The organism is Elstera cyanobacteriorum (genome assembly GCF_002251735.1).
Lineage (GTDB): Bacteria > Pseudomonadota > Alphaproteobacteria > Elsterales > Elsteraceae > Elstera > Elstera cyanobacteriorum.
The window spans coordinates 482,877-506,182 of record NZ_NOXS01000035.1; the positions used below are offsets into that span (position 1 = coordinate 482,877).

15 protein-coding genes are annotated in these 23,306 nt (G+C 65.2%); 10 read left to right on the plus strand and 5 right to left on the minus strand.

All coding sequences use genetic code 11. The features are described from left to right. Positions 1-33 precede the first annotated feature (33 nt). From CHR90_RS18815 to CHR90_RS18830, 4 genes are all read left to right on the plus strand, one after another. Positions 34-5,577: a lysozyme inhibitor LprI family protein gene (locus CHR90_RS18815; RefSeq protein ID WP_094410649.1), complete on the plus strand. Its 5,544-nt coding sequence runs from the start codon at positions 34-36 to the stop codon at positions 5,575-5,577. A 19-nt stretch (positions 5,578-5,596) separates the two neighbouring features. Then, complete coding sequence (locus CHR90_RS18820; protein ID WP_094410650.1) at positions 5,597-11,365, plus strand: alpha-2-macroglobulin family protein; 5,769 nt, start codon at positions 5,597-5,599, stop codon at positions 11,363-11,365. Then, complete coding sequence (locus tag CHR90_RS18825; protein ID WP_094410651.1) at positions 11,362-13,587, plus strand: transglycosylase domain-containing protein; 2,226 nt, start codon at positions 11,362-11,364, stop codon at positions 13,585-13,587. The genes CHR90_RS18820 and CHR90_RS18825 overlap by 4 nt, the downstream gene beginning before the upstream one ends. An 86-nt stretch (positions 13,588-13,673) precedes the next feature. After that, positions 13,674-14,057: a response regulator gene (locus CHR90_RS18830; protein WP_094410652.1), complete on the plus strand. Its 384-nt coding sequence runs from the start codon at positions 13,674-13,676 to the stop codon at positions 14,055-14,057. Between the two features lie 4 nt (positions 14,058-14,061). On the opposite strand, the gene CHR90_RS18835 is transcribed toward CHR90_RS18830, so the two are convergent. From CHR90_RS18835 to CHR90_RS18845, 3 genes are all read right to left on the minus strand, one after another. Further along, the gene (locus tag CHR90_RS18835) at positions 14,062-14,712 is read right to left on the minus strand and encodes a MarR family winged helix-turn-helix transcriptional regulator (protein WP_141211001.1); all 651 of its coding nucleotides are present in this window, start codon (positions 14,710-14,712) and stop codon (positions 14,062-14,064) included. A gap of 141 nt (positions 14,713-14,853) precedes the next feature. After that, the gene (locus tag CHR90_RS18840) at positions 14,854-15,957 is read right to left on the minus strand and encodes a transglycosylase SLT domain-containing protein (RefSeq protein WP_094410654.1); all 1,104 of its coding nucleotides are present in this window, start codon (positions 15,955-15,957) and stop codon (positions 14,854-14,856) included. A 65-nt stretch (positions 15,958-16,022) separates the two neighbouring features. Further along, positions 16,023-16,757 carry a DUF1194 domain-containing protein gene (locus tag CHR90_RS18845; protein ID WP_229671482.1) on the minus strand — a complete coding sequence of 245 codons (735 nt, stop codon included), beginning with the start codon at positions 16,755-16,757 and terminating at the stop codon, positions 16,023-16,025. A 180-nt stretch (positions 16,758-16,937) separates the two neighbouring features. Between CHR90_RS18845 and CHR90_RS18850 the strand changes: the two genes are divergently transcribed. After that, positions 16,938-17,966 (plus strand): histone deacetylase family protein, encoded by a 1,029-nt coding sequence (locus tag CHR90_RS18850; protein ID WP_094410655.1) that lies wholly within the window; start codon positions 16,938-16,940, stop codon positions 17,964-17,966. 17 nt (positions 17,967-17,983) lie between these two features. Continuing rightward, positions 17,984-18,508 carry a hypothetical protein gene (locus tag CHR90_RS19350; protein ID WP_141211002.1) on the plus strand — a complete coding sequence of 175 codons (525 nt, stop codon included), beginning with the start codon at positions 17,984-17,986 and terminating at the stop codon, positions 18,506-18,508. A gap of 77 nt (positions 18,509-18,585) precedes the next feature. Here CHR90_RS19350 and CHR90_RS18855 read toward each other — a convergent pair whose 3' ends face one another. Beyond that, positions 18,586-18,852, minus strand: a complete 267-nt coding sequence (locus CHR90_RS18855; RefSeq protein ID WP_094410656.1) for a hypothetical protein — start codon at positions 18,850-18,852, stop codon at positions 18,586-18,588. Positions 18,853-19,452: 600 nt separating this feature from the next. Between CHR90_RS18855 and CHR90_RS18860 the strand changes: the two genes are divergently transcribed. From CHR90_RS18860 to CHR90_RS18875, 4 genes are all read left to right on the plus strand, one after another. Beyond that, a complete protein-coding gene (locus CHR90_RS18860) occupies positions 19,453-20,901 on the plus strand; it encodes a helix-turn-helix domain-containing protein (protein ID WP_094410657.1) in 1,449 nt (482 codons plus the stop codon). 8 nt (positions 20,902-20,909) lie between these two features. Beyond that, a complete protein-coding gene (locus tag CHR90_RS18865) occupies positions 20,910-21,215 on the plus strand; it encodes a hypothetical protein (RefSeq protein ID WP_188775347.1) in 306 nt (101 codons plus the stop codon). A 142-nt stretch (positions 21,216-21,357) separates the two neighbouring features. Then, a complete protein-coding gene (locus CHR90_RS18870; RefSeq protein WP_094410658.1) occupies positions 21,358-22,407 on the plus strand; it encodes a diguanylate cyclase in 1,050 nt (349 codons plus the stop codon). 138 nt (positions 22,408-22,545) lie between these two features. After that, positions 22,546-22,908: a hypothetical protein gene (locus tag CHR90_RS18875; protein ID WP_094410659.1), complete on the plus strand. Its 363-nt coding sequence runs from the start codon at positions 22,546-22,548 to the stop codon at positions 22,906-22,908. A gap of 33 nt (positions 22,909-22,941) precedes the next feature. Here CHR90_RS18875 and CHR90_RS18880 read toward each other — a convergent pair whose 3' ends face one another. Next, entirely contained in the window at positions 22,942-23,304 is a 363-nt protein-coding gene (locus tag CHR90_RS18880; protein WP_094410660.1) for an Atu4866 domain-containing protein, read from the minus strand. Between the last annotated feature and the right edge of the window lie 2 nt (positions 23,305-23,306).

Here is a 23,306-nt window from a genome sequence, read left to right on the forward strand (position 1 = left end):
AGAATAGCGGTTTGATCCGAAAGGATATTTCCTATGCGCAGGCAGGGCGTCGTCCAACTGGGGCTGTTGGGGCTAAGTCTCTGGGCAGGGGGGGCCAGTATCACCCCGCAGGCCCGCGCCGCTAGCTTCGACTGCGCCAAGGCAAAAGCCGCCATCGAAGTGCTGATCTGCACGACCCCTGCCCTCAATGCCCTCGATGATCGGTTGAAGCTGGCGCTGGATGCGGCAGTGAAACAGGCCGGTGACGGGCGCGCGGCCCTGCTGGCCGATCATCGGCGCTGGCTGGCGGAAACGCCGGGGGCTTGTGGCTTGATCCGCCCCCCGGCAGGCGACCCGGTGTTGGCCTGCCTGATGCAAGCCTACGAAAAACAGATCGCTGCCCTGAAAGCGGCCGCCGCGCCGCAACCCTCGACACCGCCCAGCCAGCCGCACCCCGGCCCAGCGGTCGCCGTTGACCCGGCCCAGCTTCCCGCAACCGGGCGGCAGACCAGCTATCTAAGCCTCGACGCCCCCGCCTGGGTGACGGTGAAAACCGAGAGCGCCACCGGCGTTGCCCTAAAACTCGTCGATATGATCGCCGGGCCGCTCGGCGAGGCGGGTGAGGCCGGCCAGCGCGACGGGCGCATCGATGCACTGCTGGATCGCGGGCGCTATAAGCTGATCCTGACCGGCGCCGATAAGACCGATGGGCATGTCACCGTTACCGCCCGCAGCGCGACGGAACTGCACGCCCCCGCCCTGCCGCTGGCCCAAGCGCCGGGCGAGACGCTCGCGACGACCCTGGAGGACGGGCAGCAGCGTTCGTATTGGGTCACGGTTGGGGCCGACCCGGTGGCGATCCTGGCGACGGGCCGCGCGCTTGCCGACCTGCGGCTGTGGCGCGACGGAACGGAGCTAGCACCGCTTACGCCCGAAACGCGCGTGACGGACGCTGCCCCCGGTCGGCCTCAACGGGTGCTGACGCTGGCGGGCAGCCTGCCACCGGGGCGCTATAAGCTCACCCTATACGGCGGCGCGCCGCTGCGCTGGACCGAGGACGCGACCGAGATGCCCACCGCCCTGCGCCTTGCGCCACAGCGCTTAACCACCTTGGAGTATCGCACCGGAACCATCGGCCCGACGGGCATCGAGCAGGCAATCGTGCCCGCCACGGTCGATTACGCCCGCGTCGAACTGCCATCGGTCGCCCCCGTGCGTCTCGCGGCGCGCGGTCTCTCCTCCCCCCGGGGGACCGGCTTTGCCGAAATTACCCGGCTGAACCGCCGCCCGATTGCCGCGATGGGCTTCGCCGCCGACGCCAAAGGCACGCTGATCACCTTGGAAGGGGCGCCCGGGCAGGCCTTCACCCTGACCAGCTTCCCGCGCGTCACCACCGAAGAAACCCGGCTACCGAGTGCCAAAGCCGCCCATCTCGTCACCCTGCTGGATGCCGCACCGGGCAGTGGCGGCTTTCCCCTGACGGCCTATGTCGGTGATTACGATAAACTCTTAGCGACCGCCGCCCTGCGCCTCGGTTCTACCGATGGGGTACGGAGCAGTCTGACGCTCGATGGGCGCGAAACGCTGTATGTGCAGATTACCGAGGCCGGGCGCTATCGGCTGAAAACCCAGGGCGTGCCGCATTTTTGGTCGCTTTATCCGGCGGGCAGCTACGAGGCGGTGCCGAATAGCCCCTCCGGCGCGTTCGATCTCGATGCGGGCCTCTACCGCCTGTCGCTGCGCCCTAGTTCGGCCAAAACCGGCCCGGTGGAGGTGATTTTGACGGGGGAAGCGGCGACCGACACCCCCGCCGCCCCGCCCGCTCGCCGCCTGCTATCGATGCTGGTGCCGGAACCGCCGAATGCCAGCTACAATTACCCGCTGATCATGGTGCCGGAGCGGGCCAGCGCCCCATCGGGGATGGCAGTCTATCCGCTGCCGTTGAAACTGACCGCCGCCGCGCCCGTGTTGCTCGGCCTCGCCCCCGACCAGAGTTTCGACCTGCCGCTAGCCCCCGCAACGGCGGGCACCCTCAGTGTTAACGACGAGGTGGGCAAGCCGCTGCCCTTCCAACTCGACGGTAAACCGGCCACCGGCAAAGCGGCGCTGACCGCTGGGGCGCATAAGCTGACCGTTAAGAATGCGGACAGTGCGCCGCTGGGCCTGCGGGTCGCGCTTGAAACCCGCGCCGCCACGCCGCCGCCCCCGTCCGGCGGCGCAGAACCGCCACCCCCCGCCTATCCGCGCCTGACGGCGGGTCAAACCTATGCGCTCGATCTGTCAGGAACCGACCCGCGCCGGTTTGATCTGCTGGTGGAGGAGGCGGGCCTCTACCGCATCGAAACCCAGGGGCGGCTTGCCGTGCAGGCGGGGATACGCACGCTTCTCCTGCCGCACCTCGCCCGCGCGGCCGAAAATGGCCCCGGCCATAATGCCGTGCTGGAACCCTATCTGCGCGCCGGGCGCTATCAGGTCGATCTCACCGCCTTGCGCAAAACCCAGGGCCGCGTCGGCCTGTCGCTAAGCCGCGCGCCGCTGGCCGAAAGCCCGCCCTTGCGGATCGACACGCCCGCTCGCGTCGCCCTGGCGCGCGGGGCCGGGGCGATCCTGCCGTTTACGGTTGCGAAACGCGGCCCCTACGATCTTCAGGTGCTGAGCTTGGCCGATCCCATCGCCTTCCGCCTGGAAGATACGGACGGTTGGCCGCTCCTCCCCCTCAGCCAAGAAACCGAACCTTTCGGCGCGGCAGGGCGCTTGCTGACCGTCGCGCTGGAGGCGGGGGACTATCGCCTCGTCCTTCTGCCGCCCGCCCTGCCCGCCCGCGCCGTTGTTCGCCTGACGCCGCCGACGGAGGCACCACCCGCGCCGCAAGGGCATGGGCCGCACCCGCTAACGCTGAATACTGCACAAGATTTCCGTTGGCTCGAACCCGCCCAACCCGACGCGCCGCGCACCCCCGATCAATGGGACTTCGCCCTGCCCGGCCCGACGCGCCTGACCCTGACGCTGACCGAGGGCATGGTCGGCGACCTGCTGTACGAGGACGGCGGCACTTATAAGAGCGTCGGCCAAATCAGCGCTGCCCGGCCCTTCACGGCCACGGTCGCGGGGGGGCGCTACCGGCTGGCGGTCACCGCGCTCGCCCGTAACAATCGCCTGGGCTACCGGTTGACCAGCGCGACCGAGGAAATTCTACCCGATCAGCCGCGCCGGGTGCCGCTGCCGACCCGCCAGAGCTTTAGCCTGGCGACGCCGCAAACGGTCCGCCTTACCTCCTACGGCACCCAGGACGTGCGGGCGACCCTGCGCGATGCCGAGGGGCGGATCGTGGCGGAGGCTGATGACCGGCTGAACGATTGGAACTTCGTGCTGGTCCGCGCCCTGCCCGCCGGGCGCTATACGCTCAGCGTCGATGCCGTCACCCCGCCGCCTGCCGGGGTCGATCCCGCCACCGTACCAGAGGAAAACTATTCGGCTGACCCTGAAACGGCCGAGGAGGAAGAAACCGCCGACGCCACCCCCGAGATGCCCGATGCGGCGCCCGCGCTCGACCCCAGCCTCTCCCCCCTCGCACACTTAGCCGCCGGGGCGGTGGAACTCACGCTCAGCCCTTTACCGGAAACGCCGCTGGCGCCCTTGACCCTCACCAGCGGGCAAAGCCACAGCATCCCCGTGGGCGGGGCGCAAACCCTGCTGCCGCTCACGCTCGGCCCGACGGCACTGCGGATCGACGCGGCACCGGGGCCAGAACTGCTGCTTAGCCTTGAACGGCAGGCGGCGGCAGACGGGCCGTGGGAAACGCTGGACCAGGCCAGCGGCTCCGCGCCGTCCCTCGCCCTGCTGCCTGCGGCGGGGGGCGCCTATCGGCTTCGGATCGTCGCCCTCAGCGGGGGCGATACCCCTGGGCACCGTGTCACGCTACGCGCGCTCGATCTACCCGCTCAGGCGATGGGGGACGGGCTGCGCTTCACCGCGCTCGATGGGCTGCCGCTGGCCGTCGCCCGCCTGCGCGCACCGGGAGCCCCAGCGCTCGACCTTGGACCGCTGCCGAGCGGGCTGACCGCCCTGTCCGGCGCCGATGGGATTGCGCACCCAGTGCCTGCTTCGGTGCTCCTGCCTGCTGGGGAAGACCTATGGCTGTTCCGCCCCAGCCCTGAAACGATGCCGCTAACCGTCAAACCGCTCACCCTGGCCGGGGATGAACCGCTGGTGCTGCGCCCGACCGGGCCGGTTACGCTGACGGCGGGGGCCGTGCCCGAGGGGAAAGTGACGCTGTGGCACGCCGAGGCGCCGCAAGGGCAACCGCTGCTTGCTTTGGGGGGTGCAGCGGGCCTATCCCCTGGGAGCGCGTTGGCGACGGGACCGGCGGCGCAGGTGCGCCTGACCGCCCTCGGTTCCCAACCGATGCCGCTGGTCACGCTCACCCGGCATCTTCTTGATAAACCCATACAGATGGACGGCAAAGCCGCCGCCCTGAGCCCCCCGCTCCCCGCGCGGGGGAGCCTCGACCTCACCCTCGCCAGCGGCCCGAAGCGGTTGATGCTCGACCTGCCCGCGGGCGTGGCAGCGGAGCTGGACGGGCTGCCGCTGATGGGCCGTACCGGCGCGCCCACCGCCTATCAGCTTGAAACCAAGGCCGACCGGCTGCGGCTCTATAACCTCGGGACGACCCCGGCCCAGGCGGCGCTGCGGCAGCTTCCCGTGCCCGACCTGCGCCTGACGGTGACGGCACAGCAGAGCTTCAAACGCTTCCTACCGGCCGCCGGAACTTTGGTGCTGACGGTTGAGGCAGCCCCTGGCCAATCCTTGCGGATCGAAGGGGCTACCGCTGTTTGGCAGGGGGCGAATGGACAGGTGTTGCGCGGATCGCGCCTTCCAGTAGCGGGTCCGGGAGTGCTGACCCTCGATCATCCTGACGGGCTGGTCGCCGTTTGGCTCGACGGGCCGGGGGCGAGCCTATGGCCTGACACCGCCGCCCAAACCCTTACCCTGCCGAAAAGCCTGCCCCTCAGTGGCCCGGCCCAAGCCTTCAAACTCACCCTGGCCGAGCCAGGCTTGCTGCACATCCGCAGTACGGCGCCGGTGATCGCGGGCCTGCGCAGTGGTGAGGGGGCGGAAAGCGTGCGCCTGTTCCCGACCGGCGCCGACTGGTATCGCTATCTGCCGCCAGGGCCGGTCGATCTGCATCTGGCCGCGGCCCAAGATGGCGGATTGAGCGGTAGCCTCGATCTGACCGTCAGCCCGGTGACGCCCCTTCCAGACGGTCTCTCCGCCCCGGTGCCGTTGGCGGCGGGGGAAAGCCGGGCCTTTGCTTTCACCGTGCCGCGCGCCGGGAAAATCGGCGTCGGCGTTAAGGCGCTGCGCGATCCCGCCGCCGTCCGGCTGCTCGACGCCAAGGGCACGCTGATCGGCACGGGGTTGGTGCAGTACCGCAGCCTGCCCCCCGGGGCCTATGTGCTGGAGGTCGAGGCGCCCGCCGACGCGGCCCTGAGCGTCCAAGCCGCCGTCGTCGGGATCGCCCTGCCCGACCGGGGGCCACCGCCGGACGTGCGGCAAGCCTATCTTGATCTTGTGGGCCTGCGCCCCACCGCGCCTTGACCGTTTGAAGGATCGCCCGATGCGCTGGCTCCTCCCCGCTCTTCTGCTCTGCACCGCTGCCGTGGCGCAAACGCCGCCGGTGGTGCTCGACCCGCCGAAACTGGCGCCCACCGTGCCGCTCGATCAGGCCCGCCGCGCCGATGGCGCCGTGCTGGTGCCCGACCGGTTTCTGCGGCGCTGGGATTCGCTGACCCTGTTCCTCAATCAAGACGTCGGCCCAGCCCAGCCCGCGCCGGAGGATCAGCCGGGGCGGATCGTCACGCTCGACCCGCCGCAGCCGGGAAGCTGGCTGTGGATCAATCCACGCACGCTGCACTTCAAGCCCGCCGAACCCTGGCCTGCGGCGGGGGAGGTCACCGTCAGCCTGGGTGCCCGACGCGAGCGGTTGACCGTGCTGATGCCCGCCCCGGTTAGCAGTCAGCCCGCCGATGGGGTGACGCAGGTCGCCAGCCCGCGCGAGGTTATTCTGAGTTTCGCCGATCCGGTCGATCCCGCCCTCTTGGCGCGGTTGCTGACCGTGGAGATCCGCCCGCTGCCGGGGCTGGACGCCGCCCAGGGCCGCAGCCTGACCGCCCAGGATTTCACCATCAAGCCGCTCGACCGCAGCCGCGACGGCACCGCCGATTACGCCCTTCAGTTCCGCGCCCCCATCGAAGACGGCGCCAAAGTCATCGTTCGGCTACGGCAGGCGCTGGACAGCGGCCTTGATGCCCCCGTCAGCAGTCTGAACTTTTCGACCGCCCAGCCCTTCCGCGCGACCGGCCTTGCCTGCGGGCGCGGTTACGATGGCGCGGCGGGGGATGACGCCCTCGCGTGCCAACCGACCCGCTACCGCGAGACGGAAGCGGGACCGATTAGCCCCGCCCTGCGCCTCAGTTTTTCGGCCCCGCTCCCGGCGCTCGACCCGGTGCAGACAGCGAATTTGCTGCGCCTCTCCCCGCCCGTAGACGGGCTGACCGCCGTACCGGATGGGCCGAACGCCCTGCTGCTGCGCGGCGCCTTTCGGCCCGATACGCTTTATGATCTCCACCTGGGCGATGCCGGGGTGACGGATACCGACGGCCGCCCGCTCGATCTCGCCGGTCTCACCCGCTGGCGGGTGTTTTTCAGCCCGGAACGGCCCGTCCTTGCTTGGGAAAAATCCCAAGGCATCGCCGAACGGTTAGGGCCGCAGATGGTGCCGATCCGGGCGCGCGGGGTGGAGAAAGTCGATCTGCGCATTCACCCCATCGATCCGCTGGCGCGCAGCTTCTGGCCCTTCCCCAATGGCCCCGTTGAGATTGACGAGACGGTCGAACCGCCGCTCGACGGGCTGGCCCCGGCCGCCCACCGGGAGGTAACGCCGATCACCGCCGAGCACTTGGCCGCCCGGCTCTCCGCGCTCGGCACGCCGTCAATTTCTGAAATCATCCCCCTGCCGGGCAAGCGTGGCGGCGGTCTGGCCCGCCTGGGCATCGACCTTCAGCCCTATCTGGCGCGGATTGCTGGACCGGAGCGCCCCGGCACCTATCTGGTCGGCTTGCGCCGCACCGATGGGCCGGGGGTGCGTAGTTGGATGCGCCTTCAGGTGACGGATCTTTCGCTGTCGGCGGTGGAGGAAGCAGGGGCCGTCCGGTTCTTCGTCACCTCCCTCGCCACCGCCCAACCGGTCGCCGGGGCGCGGGTGCGGCTGGAGGGGGGCGAGGGCCGTCAAGAGCAAGCCTATCTTGACGCCACAACTGATACCTTGGGCGCCGTCACTTGGCGGGCGCCGGGCGGTAAAACCCGGCCCTGGTATCGGCTGACCGTCACCAAGGGGGAAGACCGGCTGGTGCTGCACCCCGGCCTCGTGCTGCCGCGCTATGCGGGTCAAACGTGGAATAACACCGTCTCAGGCTGGCTCGATTGGACCCTGCAACCGCTGGAGCCGCGCCAAGAAAAGCCGCGCGTGCTCTGCCATATCTTCACCGAACGCCCGATCTATCGCCCGGAAGACCCGGTGCAAGTGAAGGGCTTCGTGCGCAGCTACCTCGGCGGGGCCCATCGCTTTGCCACGGGCGGCGGCACGCTGGTGATCCAAGGCCCGAATGACGAGGAGTGGCGCGTCCCGGTCACGCTCAGCGACACGGGCAGCTTTCATTACGCCTTTGCCGAAAAGACCGTGGCGACGGGCGAGTATAGCGCCGTCTTCGAAAGCGCGGGTAAGGCACCGGAGAGCTGCGGGCGGATGACCTTTAAGAAAGACGCCTACCGCCTACCGACTTTCGAAGTGCTGCTGAACGGCCCGCAGCGCGCCCCGCTGGACGAAGCCTTCGGCGTCGATCTTACCGCGCGCTATTTCGCGGGCGGGCTGGTCGCTGATCGGCCTATTACTTGGCGCGTAACTCAGGCCCCCATAGCCTGGACGCCGCCCGACCGGCCCGGTTTCTTCTTCTCCAGCGATTCGCGCTTCGGGGCAGAGGAAAAATTCCGCGCAAGCCCGGTGTTGGAACAAACCGCCCGGACGGACGAGGGCGGCGGCGCGTCAATCACCCTCAATCCAACGCTGGAGCCGACCGGCCACCCGCGCCGCTATCAGATCGAAGCGACCGTAACCGGGCCGGACGATATTCAGGTCCGCACCTCTACCCAAGTGCAGGCGCTGCCCGCCTTCGTGCTGGGGGTGAAGGTGCCGCGCTATCTTGAGAGCGCCACCAGCCTGAAGCCGGAGATTATTGCCATCGGCCCACAGGGCACGCCGGTCGCGGGCGTCGGCCTGACGGTGAAGCTGATCAAACGCAGTTGGAATTCGCTGCTGCAAGCGGGCGATTTTTCGCAAGGAACCGCCAAATACACCACCGAAACCATCGACGAGGTGATCGAAGAGCGCAAAATCACCAGCGCCGACGACGCGCTGACGCTGGAGTTCCCCGTGCGCGAGGCGGGGGTCTATCTGGTTCAGGCCGAGGCCGCCGATAAGATCGGGCGTCGGCAGGCGGTTTCCGTCGATCTGTTCGTCAATGGCGGCACCCCCGTCACCTGGTCGCGCCCGCCGACCGAAACGGTGACGGTCAGCACCGATAAAGACCGCTACGATCCCGGCGAAACGGCGCAATTGGTGCTGCAAAGCCCCTTTCAAACCGCGCGAGCGCTGGCCATCGTCGAAGAACCAGAAGGCCCCTTCCGCTATGAGTGGCTCGACATTCAAAAGGGCCGCGGCAGTTTTACCCTGCCGATCCGCAAGACGCAGATGCCGCGCGTTGCAGTTCACTTCCTCGTCATGCGCGGGCGCTTGCCCGGCGAGGCCCCGGCGCCAACGGCGCAGTTCGATCTGCGCAAACCGGCGACCCTGGCCGCGTCGAAATGGCTGACGGTCACCCCTGTCGCCCATCAGATCACCGCCAGCTTCACCTACCCCGAAAAAGCCCGCCCCGGCCAAACTATCGATGTGGTGCTGAAGCTGCGGGATGAGGCCGGGAAGCCTTTGGCGGGGGAAGCGACTTTCTGGCTGATCGACCAAGCCGTGCTGTCACTGGCGAAAGAACAGCCGTTGGACCCACTGCCGCAGTTCATCGTGCCGCGCGAGATGCAGATGGCGGCGCGCGACAGCCGCAATCTGGCCTTCGGGCTGCTGCCGTTGATGGAAACGCCGGGCGGCGATAAGCCGATGGACGATTTGGGCGTCGATAATATCGCCGTGCGCAAAAACTTTACCCCGGTGCCGATCTATCTGCCGACCGTGCCCATCGGCCCGAACGGCGAGGTCACGATCCCGGTGACGCTGCCCGATAGTCTGACGGTTTTTAAACTGCGTGCCAAAGCGATCAGCGGACCGGACCGCTTCGGCTATGCCACCGGCGAGTTACCCGTGCGCCTGCCGGTCATCGCGCAACCGGCTTTGCCGCGTTTCGTGCGCCCGGGCGATACGTTCGACGCCAGCGTAATTGGCCGTGTGGTTGAAGGCGAAGTGGGGGCCGGGAAAGCCACCCTGAAAGCCGATGGGCTAACCCTATCGGGCGCCGCCGAACAAAGCTTCACCTGGGAAGCCAACCGCCCGCAGCGGCTGGACTATCCAGTCGCAGTCGGCCAGCACACCTATCGCCCCGATGGCAGCTTGGACCGCAGCGCCGTGCGCCTGGGCTTCACGGTGCAGCGCCTCGCCGATCAAGCGGGGGACGCGGTAGAAATCAGCCTGCCGCTGCGCCCCGACCGGCCCGCCACCCGTCGCCAGCAGCTTCTGACCCTGGCCCCCGGGCAGACGCTGGAGATTCCCGCCGTCGCCGACCCGGCGCGTCCGGGCACCTTGCGCCGCTCCCTGCTGCTCGCCAGCGATCCCGCCCTGCCGCGCGTCATTGCCGGGATGGTGCATTTGGTCGAAGCCCCCTGGGGCTGCACCGAACAGCGCATCAGCCTCGCCCGCGTCGAACTGGCGCTGAAACCCATCGCCGATAAGCTGGGGGAAGCCGCTTTGCTCGCCCGCCTGTCCCGTGACGTGCGCCAGACCATCGACACGATCGACCGCTCGACCGACGAGCGCGGCCTTGCCGCCTTCTGGCCGGGGACGCAAGGGAATGTGACGCTGACGGCTTGGGCGTTGCAGTTTCTGATCGAAGCGCGGGAGGGCGGCGAGGCGGTCGATCTCGCCCTGCTGGAGCGGCTGGCGACGGCGCTCAAGCGCGCCCTGCGCGCGCCGGGGGACGATCAGCGCCTTGGGGAGGCGGCTTGGGCCGAACGGGCGCAGGCGTTGGCGGCCCTAGCACAGGCGGGCAGCCTTGAAACCGGCTATCTCGCCGAACTCGCCCGCCGCGCCCGCACCCTCGGCCCAGAAACCCTGGCCCAAACCGTGCGGGTGCTGACCGCCGCTCGCTTTTCCGACACGCAAGTGCTCGATGGCGTGCTGGCGCAGCTTTGGGCCGCCGTCAAAACCCGGCAGACGCCGCAGGGGCTGGCCTTCGATGGGTTCGTTGGCAGCGGCAGCCCGGCGGTTCTGCTGCCGTCCGAAACCCGCAGCCTCGCCCAAATGATCCGCGCCGTCGGCACGGCCACGCCGAACGATCCGCGCAATGCGATGCTGGTGCGTGCCTTGATCGACAGCGGCCAGGGCAATGGCTGGGGCAATACCAATACCAATAGCGAGGCGATCCTCGCCCTGGTGAAGAATGGTTTGCAAACGGCAGCCCAGCCTGCCCGCGCCGACCTGACCTTGGGCAGCGGCGCGGGCAAACCCCTCATGCTCGCCGCCAATCAACTGCTCGTGCGGGAAACCCTGCTGGCGCCTGACGCCGCAAAACTCGCCGCGCCCACGGGGCAACCGGCGCTGACCGTGACGCTGGACGAAAGCTTCGTGCCGCAACAACCGGGGGCAGACGCTGCCGCCGGGGCGCAGGGTTTCGTCGTCCAGCGCGACAGCTACCGCGTTCCCCCCGGCGGTGGACCGCTGCAAAAACTCGCCCCCGGCAGTCTTAGCCTGCAAGTCGGCGACGTCATTGAAGATGTCGTAGAGGTGGTCACCGCCGAAGACCGCACCCATGTTGCCGTGCGCATTCCGCTGGCGGCAGGAATGGAGCCGCTGAACCCCAGCCTCGCCACCGCCCCGGCAGAGGCGAAAATCAGCACGAAGGTCACCAGCGCCTGGAGTGCGGTGTCGTTCCTCGACGATCAGGTTAGCTTCTTCTTCACCGATCTGCCGCGCGGCACCTATAAGCTCGCCCTGCGCAGCCGCGCCACGATCCCGGGCAGCTTCACCCAGCCACCCAGCGAGGCGGAACTGATGTACCGCACGGAGGTACGCGGCAACAGCCCCGGCGCGCGGGTGACGGTCAGCCGGTGAGAACAGCGGGCCGAATCGCGGCGCTTCTAGCCGCCCTCGTCGGCTTGGCGGGGGTCGCCGTCCTTGGGGCCGAACTTTCGGCCCGCGCCCGGCTGGAAAGCCCGCCGCCCAGCGCGGTGCTGGTCGATCGGACTGGCGCCTTTCTAGCCCAGGTGACGGAGGACGGGCCACGCGCCGACTATGGCTTTTGGCCGCTGCCGCGCGTGCCGGAACGGGTGGCGCTGGCCACTTTGGCGCTGGAAGATCAGCGCTTCTGGTCGCATCCCGGCGTCGATCCGCTGGCGGTGGGCCGGGCGGTGTGGCAGCGCGCGACGGGATCGGGCCGCTCCGGCGCCTCCACCCTTGCGATGCAGATCGCCCGCATGCAGCGCCCGGCGGATCGGGCCTTCAAAGCGAAGTTTCTGGAAGCGGGAACGGCGCTGCTGCTGACCGCGCGCTATGGGCGGGAGGCGTTGTTGCGCCACTATCTTCGCCTCGTGCCCTATGGCAACGGCAGCCACGGCATCGCCCATGCCGCGCGCTGGTACTTCGATAAGCCGGTCGATGATTTAAGCTGGGCGGAGATTGCCTTTCTCGCCGCCCTGCCGCAGGCCCCCGCCCGGATGAACCCGCTGCGGGCCGATGGCTTCCCAAGGGCACTGGCGCGGGCTGGGAAACTGTTGGCGCGGCTGGAAGCGCGGGGCGTTCTGACCAATGGCGAACGGCGGTTGGCAGAAGAGCAGCTTTCCCGCCTGCGGCTGCAAGCCCCCGCCCGCCGCCCCGGCAGCCTGCATGTGGTGCTGCGACTGAAGGAGGCATTGCATCAGAGCGGCTGGTCGCCCCTGGGCAGCGACGGGCGCGTGGTCACAACGCTCGACCGGTCCTTACAACAGGCGGCGGAAACATTGCTGATGAAGCATGTCGCCGACTGGCGCGGGGCGGAAGCCGAGCAGGCCGCCGCCCTGATCCTCGACCGCCGCAGCTTAGCCGTCCGCGCCGCTGTAGGATCGGCGGGATTTTTCGGCACGCCCGGCGGCGCCTTAGATTTCACCCGCACCCCCCGGTCCCCCGGCAGTACGCTGAAACCCTTCCTGTTTGCCCTCGCGCTCGAAAAAGGGGTGCTGCGCCCGGATCAGGTGATGGCCGACGCGCCGGAGGAAGCCTTCGGTATGGCGAACGCCGATGGGCAGTTCCTGGGGCCGCTGCTGCCGCGCCAAGCACTCGCCAATTCCCGCAATATCCCCGCCGCTACCCTGCTGCGCACCCTGGGGTTCGAGCCGAGCTTCCGGTTTTTTGAAGACGTCGGGCTACATCACATCGCCCTGCCCGCCGAGAGCTTCGGCCTGTCGATGGCCATCGGCGGGCTGCCGACACGGCTCGATTGGCTGCTTCAAGCCTATGGCGCGTTGGCGAATGACGGGATTCTCAAGCCGCTGCACTGGTACGCCGGGGAGACGCAAGAGCCGCCACGCCGCCTGATCTCCGCCGAGACGGCCCGGTTGGTGACGGGGTTTCTGGCCGATCCGCTCGCCCGGTTGCCGAGTTTCCCGCGCGGTGGACCGACCGATTACCCGTTTCCAGTCGCGGTTAAAACCGGCACGTCGCAGGCCTATCGCGACGCTTGGACGATTGCATATTCCGACCGCTATTTGATCGGCGTCTGGGTCGGGCGACCCGACGCCGCGCCGATGCGGCAGGTTACCGGGGCCGGGGGTGCCGCGCCGCTCGCCCGCGCGCTGATGTTGCTCGCCCATCGCACCACCGCCGGGGAGATGCTGGACGCCGATTTTCCAGCACCGGTGGGGTATGAGCGCGTCGCCCTGTGTAGCGCAACGGGGCAGGAGGCGGCCTATGCTAAGACCAGCGCCGCCTGCGGGCCGATCTTGCGCGAATGGTTGCCGATGGATCGGGCGCGCGCCGCGCTTTCCCCCGCGCTGCCCCCACCGCGCGCCGCCCTACGCCGGGCGGAACAGCCGGTCGCGCTGACTATTACCGCCCCCCGGAACAATCTGCGGCTGTGGCGCAACCCGGAAGTGCCGGACGCGGCCAATCGCTTAACCCTGCGCGTCGCAACCGATCCGCCCGTCGCGCAGGTCATCTGGTATGCCGATGGGATCGCCCGCCAAGTCAGCCCGCCCGACCAGCCGTTCCATTGGCCAATTGAACCCGGGCGCCACGCTTTTCAAGTGCGCTTGCCGCAGCGGCCCGAAGCCTCGGCCCCGGTGACAATCACTGTGGAATAGCAGAAGCCGTGCTCACCCTCTTTCCCTATGCGGAAGAATCGGCATAAACTGTTGTCCTATCATGATAACCGCCTAGGCCGCCCCTGATGTCCAACGCTGCTGCCCCGCTGTCCATCCTGATCGTCGAAGACGTGGCCGCCGTGCGGGACGCCATTGCCTTGATCCTGTCCGACGCCGGGCATCGCATTCAAACTGCCGAGAATGGCGAGCAGGCCGAGGTTTGGCTGCGCGATCCGGCCCAGAATTTCGATGTGGTGGTGACCGACCTGTGGATGCCGGGGGTGGATGGGCTACAACTGCTCGCCCGCTGGCGCGCCGCCCGGCCGCAAACGCGCTTCGTCGTGGTCTCCGGCGGGTCACGGTCGATGCCGCTCGAAGTCTCCACCGCCGCCGCCGAAGCGCGCGGGGCCGATGCCGTGGTGTTTAAGCCCTTCGAGCCGGAAGAACTGCTGGCCGCGATCAGCCCGTAACGGGTTATTCGGGCGCCGAAACCCGGCCCCCACGCGGGAAAAACCCAATCACGGCTTCCCCCGCATCCTCCGCCTCGGTTGGCGTCGGGTCGCTCGCCAAAGGAACCGGATGGATCGAGGGCCGGGGCCGCTCAGCCTCCGCCTCGCCAGGTACCGTCTCCTCCTCCGCCGCTGCGGCAACGCCGCGCGCCGGCAGGCGGCGCAAGACGCCTTCTGCGGCTTCGATCAGGGTAATCCGCAAGGTCGGATCAAGCTGGGCAATCGCCCGACCAATTTCCGCCAAAGGATCATCGGCAATGCGCTGACGGCCCTTTTGGGTCAGATCGATGCGCAGCACTTTACCGCGCCCCGGCATTTTATTGCTGGTAACATAGCCTTTGCCGATCAGCGCCTTCACCGTTTGCCAGGACGTGCCGAGCGAGGCGCCGACAAACGCCGCAAACGCCGCGACGGTCCGGGCTTCGGCCCCCGCGCGGGAGAAATAGCGCAAGGCCGACCATTGGGCCGGGTGCAGGCCCGTCGCCCAGGCCGCCGCATCGGCCCGTCGACCGATCTGGTCCAGAAGCGCCGCGATGGCCATGCTTTGCCGATCTGGCGGGGGTTCCCCCGTCCCGACCGTTCCAATCGCCCCGGAGGCGAGCGGAGTGGACTCCATGCCGCACCCTCTGTCCGTTTCCTGTCAGCCATGCCACCCGCGAACGGCGGCACAATCGTATGCTTTATAGGGCGGTATTATCGGCGAGAGAAAGGCACACTGTCGAGAAAATATCGACACAGCGCCGTTGACGCGGCGCTCTTACAGCAGGGTTGCCGACTTGAACCGCTGCACGGCTTCCGCCGCCCGGGCTTCCCGCAGCCCTTTTTCAAGGGCGGCATTGGCGGTTTCCTGATCCTGACGGCCCCCCGCGCGCGCGTCCGCCGCCGTTACGCGGCCATCGCCATCGGCATCTTTTTTGTCCAACGCATCGCCAACGCCTTCGGTGGTTTCGAGCGCGGCAATGGTTAGCATGGTCAGGAAGGTCGCATTCGACAGGCCGGTCGGCAGAGCCACCACCGTCTCGCTATCGGCGGACGGCGCTTGCGGCAGGAAGCGCACATAGTCTTGCCGTGGCCCCTGCATCGTGCTGACCGAAGGCTTGCCCGCGCGCGGCCCGGCGGCTACCGCGCCGCCCATGCCGCCATCCTCCAGCGAGGCGAAACTTTCCGCCTTCTTTTCAATGGAACGGCTGAACATGCGGAAAACCTCGCCCACGGTCCGCGGGCGGCCGGTTTCCTTATCGTAGAAGACATTGCGATTGGACGCTGCCGCTTCCGGCATCAACTTCGCTGCGGGCAAATCGGCGTTGCGATCCACCGCCGCGAGAAACTTGGTCGCGCCCTGCGCACCGAGGAAATGGGCGAGGTACATTTCCGCCCCGCCGACAGCGCGGTTCAGGTTCCGCTCCAGCGTCTCCTTATTCCCCAGGGCGAATTCCGCGCCGATCACGGCGGCGATTTTCGCATCCTTGCGCAGATCGAGAATTTCCTGCTTCAGCTTTGGATCGCGCACCGTATAGCCGCTGCGGCCAATCTCGATCGCATTGGCATATTGGCCCAGGCCGTGCTTGCCGCCATGTTCCTTCACCATCTGCATCCAGGTGGAATCGAGGAACTGATACAGGCCGGTCGCCGAGCTGCTGGACGCTTTCGCATCGGTATTGAAGCTGCTTTCCTGGGCCGCCTGCGCCATGAGGTAAGAGAAATTTACCCCCGTCTTTTTGGCCGCGCCCCGGATGCTGGACAGAACGTCGCCATCGATCTTATACCCGGCCACCTGCACGTCAGCATCCCGGCCGCCCTTGGCGCCCGTGGTCTTCTGCGAAAGGTTTTTCTGCCCGAGGGCCGAGTTACCGACTGCCATTGGTTCTAATCCCTACTGCTAGCCGTGCGACCCTAGCAAAATTCGCGGCCCAATTTCAGCCGGAATTATTTACCCAGCGGTATTACTGCAATACGCTGTGATTCATCAGCCTGTCCTTGCCAAGCGATTTCCCGCACCAATTTTGCTTTGATCGCTGCGGCAAAACTGCCGAACCCTTCCGCCACTTGTAGGAAGGCGCCGGGGCCGCCGATCACCTCCTCGCGGAAGAACCCCGGTAGGTCAACCTCCATCCGCCCAAAGGTCGGCTTATCGTTCACGATGGGCAGGGCGTTGATGATAATGCCCTTTTCAACGGCAATATCACGGAAGGCGCGCGGTTCGGGGCCGGAGCTATTGCGCCCGTCGCCGGAAATATCGATGACCTGCCGCAGCCCTTCGTGCGGTGCGGCCTCGATCAGCGCGACGGAAGCGCCAATGGCGGCGCCAACCCCTGTGCGTTCGCCAAACGGGCGCGGTTCGCGACGCAAGATCGCGGCGACGCGCTGCGCCGCCTCCATCGTATCGATCACCGTCCACGGCACCAGCACAGCCTGGAGACCGGCCCCCGACCACTCCATATAGGCGACGGCAATCGCCCCCATCGGCCCCGACCGAATGGCCGTGACCACGGCAGGATCGGTCAGCGCTTGAGCGTATCCTTCGCGCTGGAGGGTAAATTCTTCCTCGTCGATCGAGCGGGAAACATCGACCGCCATCACCAGCAGCAGATCGACCACCCGGGCGTACGCCACCCCGGGCAGAATACCGGCCATCAGCAGAACCGCTAGAAAGCGCCGCATCGCCCCCTCCAACCGTCACAATCGCTCACGTCAGCCTGCGCCCGGACAAAGGTCAACGCAAGATTTTCTGCATTCCTGCGCAACAATCGCGGTTTTGGACATATTTCAGCAACCTCTTGACCTATCGTCACCGGCCTGTTGAAGCTGATCGCATCACCCCGGAGGTTGGGAGGCCCCGCCATGAAAGCCGTCTATTCCCCCCTGCACGCCCGCCACGATGGCGGCATGGAGCTGCATCGGGGCGAATTGGTGCCCTGTTTTGAAATGCCGTCGCGCGCCGATTATATCCGCGATGCCGTTACGGCGGCGGGGCACGGGTTGACGGCGCCGCGCGACTTTGGTCTGGCGCCGATCCTGGCCCTGCACGATGCCGGGCTGGTCGAATTTCTACGCAGTGCGTTCGATCAATGGAAAGCCGTCGGCAAAGATGGGTTTATGCTCCCCAGCGGGTTTGCCGCGCGCAGTATGCGCCAGGATGTTATTCCGCCGGGGGTAAACGGCAAGCTGGGCTATTACGCTTTTGACGCCGGAACGCCCATCGTCGAAGGCACCTGGGATGCCGCCTATGCCAGCGCCCAATGCGCCCTGACCGCCGCCGCGCTGGTGGCGGAGGGGGAACGCGCCGCCTACGCCCTTTGCCGCCCGCCGGGGCATCACGCCGCCAAAGCGGCCTATGGCGGCTATTGCTTCCTCAATAACGCCGCCCTCGCCGCCCAATATCTGCGCGACCAAGGGCGGGCCACCGTGGCGGTGCTGGATGTCGATTACCATCACGGCAATGGCACCCAGGATATTTTCTACGACCGCGCCGACGTGCTGACCGTCTCGGTCCACGGGACGCCGGAAACCGAATATCCCTTCTTCCGGGGTTTTGCCGACGAAACCGGCGAAGGCGCCGGGCTAGGCTTCAACCGCAATTTCCCGCTACCGCGCGGCACCGATTGGGATAGCTACCGGGGCGTGCTGGAGACAGCCTTGGGCGTCGTTGCAGCCTTTAAACCCGACGCGCTGGTCATCGCCCTGGGCGTCGATACCTACGAGAACGACCCGATCAGCGCCTTCAAACTGAAGGCCGAGCATTACCCGCTGATCGGCGCCGCCATCGCCCGCCTCGGTTTGCCGACCGTCTTCACGCAGGAAGGCGGCTATGCGGTCGCCGAAATCGGCACCAATGTCGCCGCTGTGCTGACGGGGTTTGAGAGAGTTTAATACGCTAGGAGTTTTAAATGGATGACATCGGAACACGTCCATTAATCACCAATCCCCTTGTATTCGCCGCCATGTACCCCAAAACCTTCTTTTCGATGGCAACGACACAGATTACCCTAACTTGTTTGATATCCCTATTGATTGTATTATTATTCTTCCGAACAAGCACCAACTCCCTTCTAAAAAAGACAATTATCACTTTCCCTTTTTTATTTTTATTTATATTTAACTACGCAATCCCATTTCAGTTTCATCTTGAAGCCGTGCAATTATATACATCCTCCTCCAATCTACGCGCAGGAAATTACGATGGAGGCGGTTTTGCTGAAGGATTAGCAATCGGCGTACCGCTGGCGCTTGAAGTTTATCTATTAATAATTGTCGCCGCCCCAATATGTATACTTTCTTATCTGTGTGGACGATCAAAGAAAGATTTTTATCTAGGGGCCGCGCTACCACTAACCTTAATCTCAATTCCCTTATTTCAACTAACTGATAAAATATTTAGCGCGCTCTCTATTATTGAAAAATCAGTAAAATAGTTCTATATATCATATCCTAATATATAAGAAAACGGGCCGCACGCGGCGGCCCGTCCTTCTTCAACGAGAAGAATAGCTTAGTTCCAACCGGCCTTCTGTTCGCACATCTTGCGCGTGTTGGGATTCGCCTTTTCCCATTCAGTGATCGTCCGGGTTTCGCTTTCGCTCATCTGGCTGTTCATGCAGGTACAATAGCTCGTAACGATCTCCAGCGAGACCTTCGCGTCCTTATTGTCCACGAGGCACTGCGCCACCCACTTCTTGTCGTCGGCCGACTGGGCCAGGGCGACCGTCGAGACGAACAGGCTGGCCAGCGCCATGCCGATAATCGAGGCACGCTTCATTGTATATTCTCCCAGAGGGCAAGCGGTTTTATTTCAATCGAAAAAACGAAAACCTTCATTTAAAAGGATTTTTCGTCTCTCTCGACCCGACAAAACATGCCCGAGTCGCGATCCGGTCGCAACAAAGATTGTATTAAAAACAGATGAATTAAATTTAGGGAAGTAAACGGTAATCGTAGTTACAGTTTTACCTTTCCCGCCCCCAAAAGCAAAACCGGCGCAGGTCCGCCCACCTGCGCCGGTCGCCCCTCCCCGGGTCTTTTTTTGTCCTATCGGCCTTTGGCCTACTTGAGGACGGTCTTGGTCCTACCGGCCTTTGGCCTTTTCAGGACGTGTTATTGGGTTCCCTAACGCTTTTCGCCCAGCGCATGGGAACCGAGGGGTTGTTTGTTGACGGGGACAAGCGCCCCGCCGTTCCACCAAGGTCGGCACCGCTACTGCGGTACCAGGCTCAGCCGGTTGATCCGGCCTTGATCATTCTCTGCCCTTAGAAAACACGCAAATCGCCGCAGCGGCAAGAAGGGCTTGCAAAGTCAACGGAAGTGGTGAAAAATTATACTTCTTTACATATTTCAACTTATCAACCTGTAAAGAATTTTCATGGCCCAGCAGAACGCCCGGCTCGGCGGTAAGCTCCGCCGGTTGCGCCAGTCGCAGAAACTGACCCAAGCCCAGATGGCGGAAGCCCTGGGGCTATCGGCCAGCTATCTTAATCTGCTGGAGCATAACCAGCGCGCCGTCACCGTCCCAGTGCTGTTGAAGCTGGCCCAGCGCTTTGGCATCGATATCGCCGATTTTACCGCCGATGATGATGCGCGCCTGACGTCTGACCTCATGGAAGTTTTCGCCGATCCGCTGTTCGACGGCGCCGACCTTAAAACTGCCGATGTCGAAGAACTGATCGGCGCTGCCCCCGCCCTGGGGAAAGCTGTCCTGACCCTCTACCAAGCTTTTCGGGCGGGGGGCAGTGCGACTGCCGCCCCGGGCGGCGGCCTTGCGGAAGATGGCGATACGCCCGTCCCCGTCGGCATGCCGTCGGAGGAGGTGACGGATTTCATTCAGGAGCGGAAGAACTACTTCAAGGAATTAGAAGCCGCCGCCGACGAGCTGTGGCAACGGGCAGAGCTTTCAGCCGATACCCTCTATGCGGGTCTTGTGAAGACCCTCGGCGAAGCCTATGCCGTCGATGTCATTATCGCCCCTGCGGCGGCCCTTGGGGGGCTGCTGCGCCAATATGATCCGCGCACCCGCAAGCTGGTTCTGTCCGAACTGCTGCCGCGCCCCAGCCGCACCTTTCAACTGGCCCATCAGATCGCCCTGCTGGGTCAGAAACCCTTGCTCGACCGGCTGGTCTCGGGCGGCAAATTCACGACCCAAGAGGCCGATACGCTGGCACGGGTGGCGCTCGCAAATTATTTCGCCGCCGCCGTGGTCATGCCTTACGAGCGGTTCCTGGCGGCCGCGCGGGAGACCCGGCACGATATCGAAACCCTGGAGCGGCGGTTCGATACCAGCTTCGAGCAAGTGTGCCACCGGTTGACCAGCCTGCGCCGCCCGGGCCAGCAGGGCATTCCTTTCCATCTGCTGCGCGTCGATGGCGCCGGGAATATCTCCAAGCGCTTTTCGGCCTCGGGCATTTCCATCGCGCGGTTTGGCGGCGCCTGCCCGCGTTGGAATGTTTATGATGCTTTCTCTACCCCCGGGTTGCTGCGCCGCCAGGTTAGCCGCATGCCGGAAGGCGGCAGCTTCTTTTGCATCGCCCGCACGGTCGATGGGGTTGGGCGGTCAACCCTGCGCGGCAATAACGCGCGCGGCGGCGGGCGGCACGCCATCGGCCTTGGGTGTGCCATCTCCTACGCCCGCGAGATCGTCTATGCGGATGGGCTGGATCTTGACGATCCGCAGTTGATCACCCCCATCGGGGTTTCCTGCCGGGTCTGCCCGCGCAAGGATTGCGCCGACCGTGCCCATCCCTCCTTGCATCACGCCCTCAGTCTCGACGAAAATCGTCGGGCGCTCGCCACCTATATGTCGCCCGAAGGGTCTTAAGATCGCCGATGGCCCCGAAACGCCCCGATTTCCGCATGAAGATCGCCGCCGCCATCCGCGAGGCCGATACGCGCTATTTCTTCGAAGATTACACGAAGCAGGCCGAAGCCGTGCTGCGGATGCTGGCGAAGGAAGGCTATGTGCTGGTGCCGGGCCGCCCGTCGGACGAGATCATCGAATACGCCAAAGATAATTTGCCCTATGGCCGACAACGGCCCGAGGATATGCTGCGCTCGCTCTATTCCGTGTTCATGGATGCCGGGCGCGGGGCGGCCTTCAAGCGTAAGCCGCCGCCCGATGCGGCAGAAACATAATTCCCGCCTGCGGAATTTCTAGGAGTGTTTCGGGAATCTTCTTCCCCCCGCCCCCAGCATTCGCTAGTGTCGGGTGTTACAAAAAGCTGAGACATAAATCAGCAACACCGCCCAACGGAGGGCCGGGGGCAAGGGATAGGGCATGAGTGCCGGGCGCAAATCGGAGGAGACGATGAACAGCGGGCAGCCGACGACCGGCCCTGGCCGTGTGTTTTCTATCGTCATCGTCGATGATGCACGCCCCAGTACGCTGCTACTGAAAGCCGCCCTGGGCGATTCGGCCAATCTGGCCATCACGCTCTTCACCGATCCGCAGGAAGCCCTGACATGGATCGAAACCCATCGCCCGGATTTGGTGATCACTGATTACGTGATGCCGGAGATGGATGGTATCGCGCTGGCCCGCCGCATCCGCGCCCTGCCCCACGGCGCCGCCGTGCCAATCATCATGGCCACCGCGCGGAATGAGGCGGCGGTGCGTACCCTCGCCCTCAGCGCCGGGATCAACGAGTTTCTTGGCAAGCCGGTCGATGGGACTGAGTTGCGCGCGCGGGTGCAGAACATGCTGCATCTCCGCGAACAGCACGTCCAGCTTCAGGAAGCGAATAACCGCTTGCAGGCGCTGAACAAAATGCTGGCGCTGGAAATCGAACAGCGCAAAATTCTGGAAGACGAGTTGCGACGCCTCGCGACGCTGGATGCGCTGACCGGCGCCCTAACGCGCCGCCGCTTCCTGGAGCTTTTCGATCAAGAACTGGCCCGGCGCAACCGCACCAATCTGCCGCTGAGCGTGCTGATGATCGACCTTGATCACTTCAAGCTGATCAACGACCGCTTTGGGCACGCGACCGGCGATCTGGCGTTGACGCATTTTTCGGCAGTGTGCAAAGCCTGCCTGCGCACCCATGATCATCTCGGTCGGATGGGCGGGGAGGAATTTGCCGCGCTGCTGCCGGAAACCAATATCGAAGACGCGCATGTCGTCGCCGAACGGCTCCGCCGCAGCATTGCCGCCGCGAAAATCAGCCTGACTGAAGACGAGCATCTTACCCTGACGGTTAGCATCGGTGTTGCCGAATGCTATGGCTTCCAGCCGCCGGAAGCGATTTTGGCAGCAGCCGACCGGGCGCTCTATCAGGCCAAGCACGCTGGCCGCAACCGCGTAATCCGCGCCCTGCCGCCGGGCGAATGATAAGCAGTCGATGCTAATAAGACAGAAACTTGTCCTGTTAGACCCTGCGGTTACGCAACATTAATTTGATATTCATAGCTTTTACCGCATTCTAAGCGTCGGTCTAATCCAGGCCCTCTTTTTTCGTCGGAGACGATAATGCTGAAGACGCTTCTCCTGAGTGGCGCCCTCGCCCTTTCCTTGACCGGCGCCGCCCTGGCCCAAGCCAATCTGATTGGCAGCTATAAGGTGACCGGCACCAATACCGATGGGTCGGCTTATGACGAAGGCTCGCTGACCATTTCCCAGGAGCCTTCGGGCGCCTATCTGGTGAAGTGGGACGGCGGCGAATACATCGGCATCGGTCAAGTGTCGGGCGACATTCTCGCTGTTGCCTCTGTCGTGGATCAACGCAACTCCATTATGATTATGAAGATTAATCCCGATGGGTCGGTGAAAGGCCAATGGTGGCGGCGGAGCGATGCCGGCACCAAGGGCACGGAAGTCTGGACGAAGAAGTAAGCCTACCAGGGGGGTCGCTACGGCGGCCCCTTTTTATTGCCGGTATAAAATCATCCCGCCGTGATGCAGCACGCCGTCGATGAAATCCCCATCCGCCATAAAGCCGGTATCGTCCCAATACTCAATATGAGTGCCGGTTACGACGTAGCGGCCTTCATAGGCCCGCTCGCGGGTGCCGCGCGCTTCGACATAGCGACCGTTCGGCAGCAATTCGTGACGAACGGACTTATCTGCCGTTACCCAAAGACCGATGAAAGACTGCGGTTCGGCCATTGCGATCTCCTGCGGGCCAAAGAGGAAAGAGGGCGGCTGCGCCGCCCCCGGCAAGGTGAAAAGCGAGAGAAGCGGGACCAGCCAGCGCAGCAGCGCAGCCGCCCCCCTGCGGTGGCGTTCCATGG

Bases quoted from the DNA above. Each gene is read 5' to 3' on its own strand.
- CHR90_RS18820 (WP_094410650.1), top strand. From the start codon at position 5,597: ATGCGCTGGCTCCTCCCCGCTCTTCTGCTCTGCACCGCTGCCGTGGCG.
- CHR90_RS18850 (WP_094410655.1), top strand. From the start codon at position 16,938: ATGAAAGCCGTCTATTCCCCCCTGCACGCCCGCCACGATGGCGGCATG.
- CHR90_RS18860 (WP_094410657.1), top strand. From the start codon at position 19,453: ATGGCCCAGCAGAACGCCCGGCTCGGCGGTAAGCTCCGCCGGTTGCGC.
- CHR90_RS18870 (WP_094410658.1), top strand. From the start codon at position 21,358: ATGAGTGCCGGGCGCAAATCGGAGGAGACGATGAACAGCGGGCAGCCG.
- CHR90_RS18865 (WP_188775347.1), top strand. From the start codon at position 20,910: ATGGCCCCGAAACGCCCCGATTTCCGCATGAAGATCGCCGCCGCCATC.
- CHR90_RS18880 (WP_094410660.1), bottom strand. From the start codon at position 23,304: ATGGAACGCCACCGCAGGGGGGCGGCTGCGCTGCTGCGCTGGCTGGTC.
- CHR90_RS18815 (WP_094410649.1), top strand. From the start codon at position 34: ATGCGCAGGCAGGGCGTCGTCCAACTGGGGCTGTTGGGGCTAAGTCTC.
- CHR90_RS18835 (WP_141211001.1), bottom strand. From the start codon at position 14,712: ATGGAGTCCACTCCGCTCGCCTCCGGGGCGATTGGAACGGTCGGGACG.
- CHR90_RS18830 (WP_094410652.1), top strand. From the start codon at position 13,674: ATGTCCAACGCTGCTGCCCCGCTGTCCATCCTGATCGTCGAAGACGTG.
- CHR90_RS18845 (WP_229671482.1), bottom strand. From the start codon at position 16,757: ATGCGGCGCTTTCTAGCGGTTCTGCTGATGGCCGGTATTCTGCCCGGG.
- CHR90_RS18855 (WP_094410656.1), bottom strand. From the start codon at position 18,852: ATGAAGCGTGCCTCGATTATCGGCATGGCGCTGGCCAGCCTGTTCGTC.
- CHR90_RS19350 (WP_141211002.1), top strand. From the start codon at position 17,984: ATGGATGACATCGGAACACGTCCATTAATCACCAATCCCCTTGTATTC.
- CHR90_RS18840 (WP_094410654.1), bottom strand. From the start codon at position 15,957: ATGGCAGTCGGTAACTCGGCCCTCGGGCAGAAAAACCTTTCGCAGAAG.
- CHR90_RS18875 (WP_094410659.1), top strand. From the start codon at position 22,546: ATGCTGAAGACGCTTCTCCTGAGTGGCGCCCTCGCCCTTTCCTTGACC.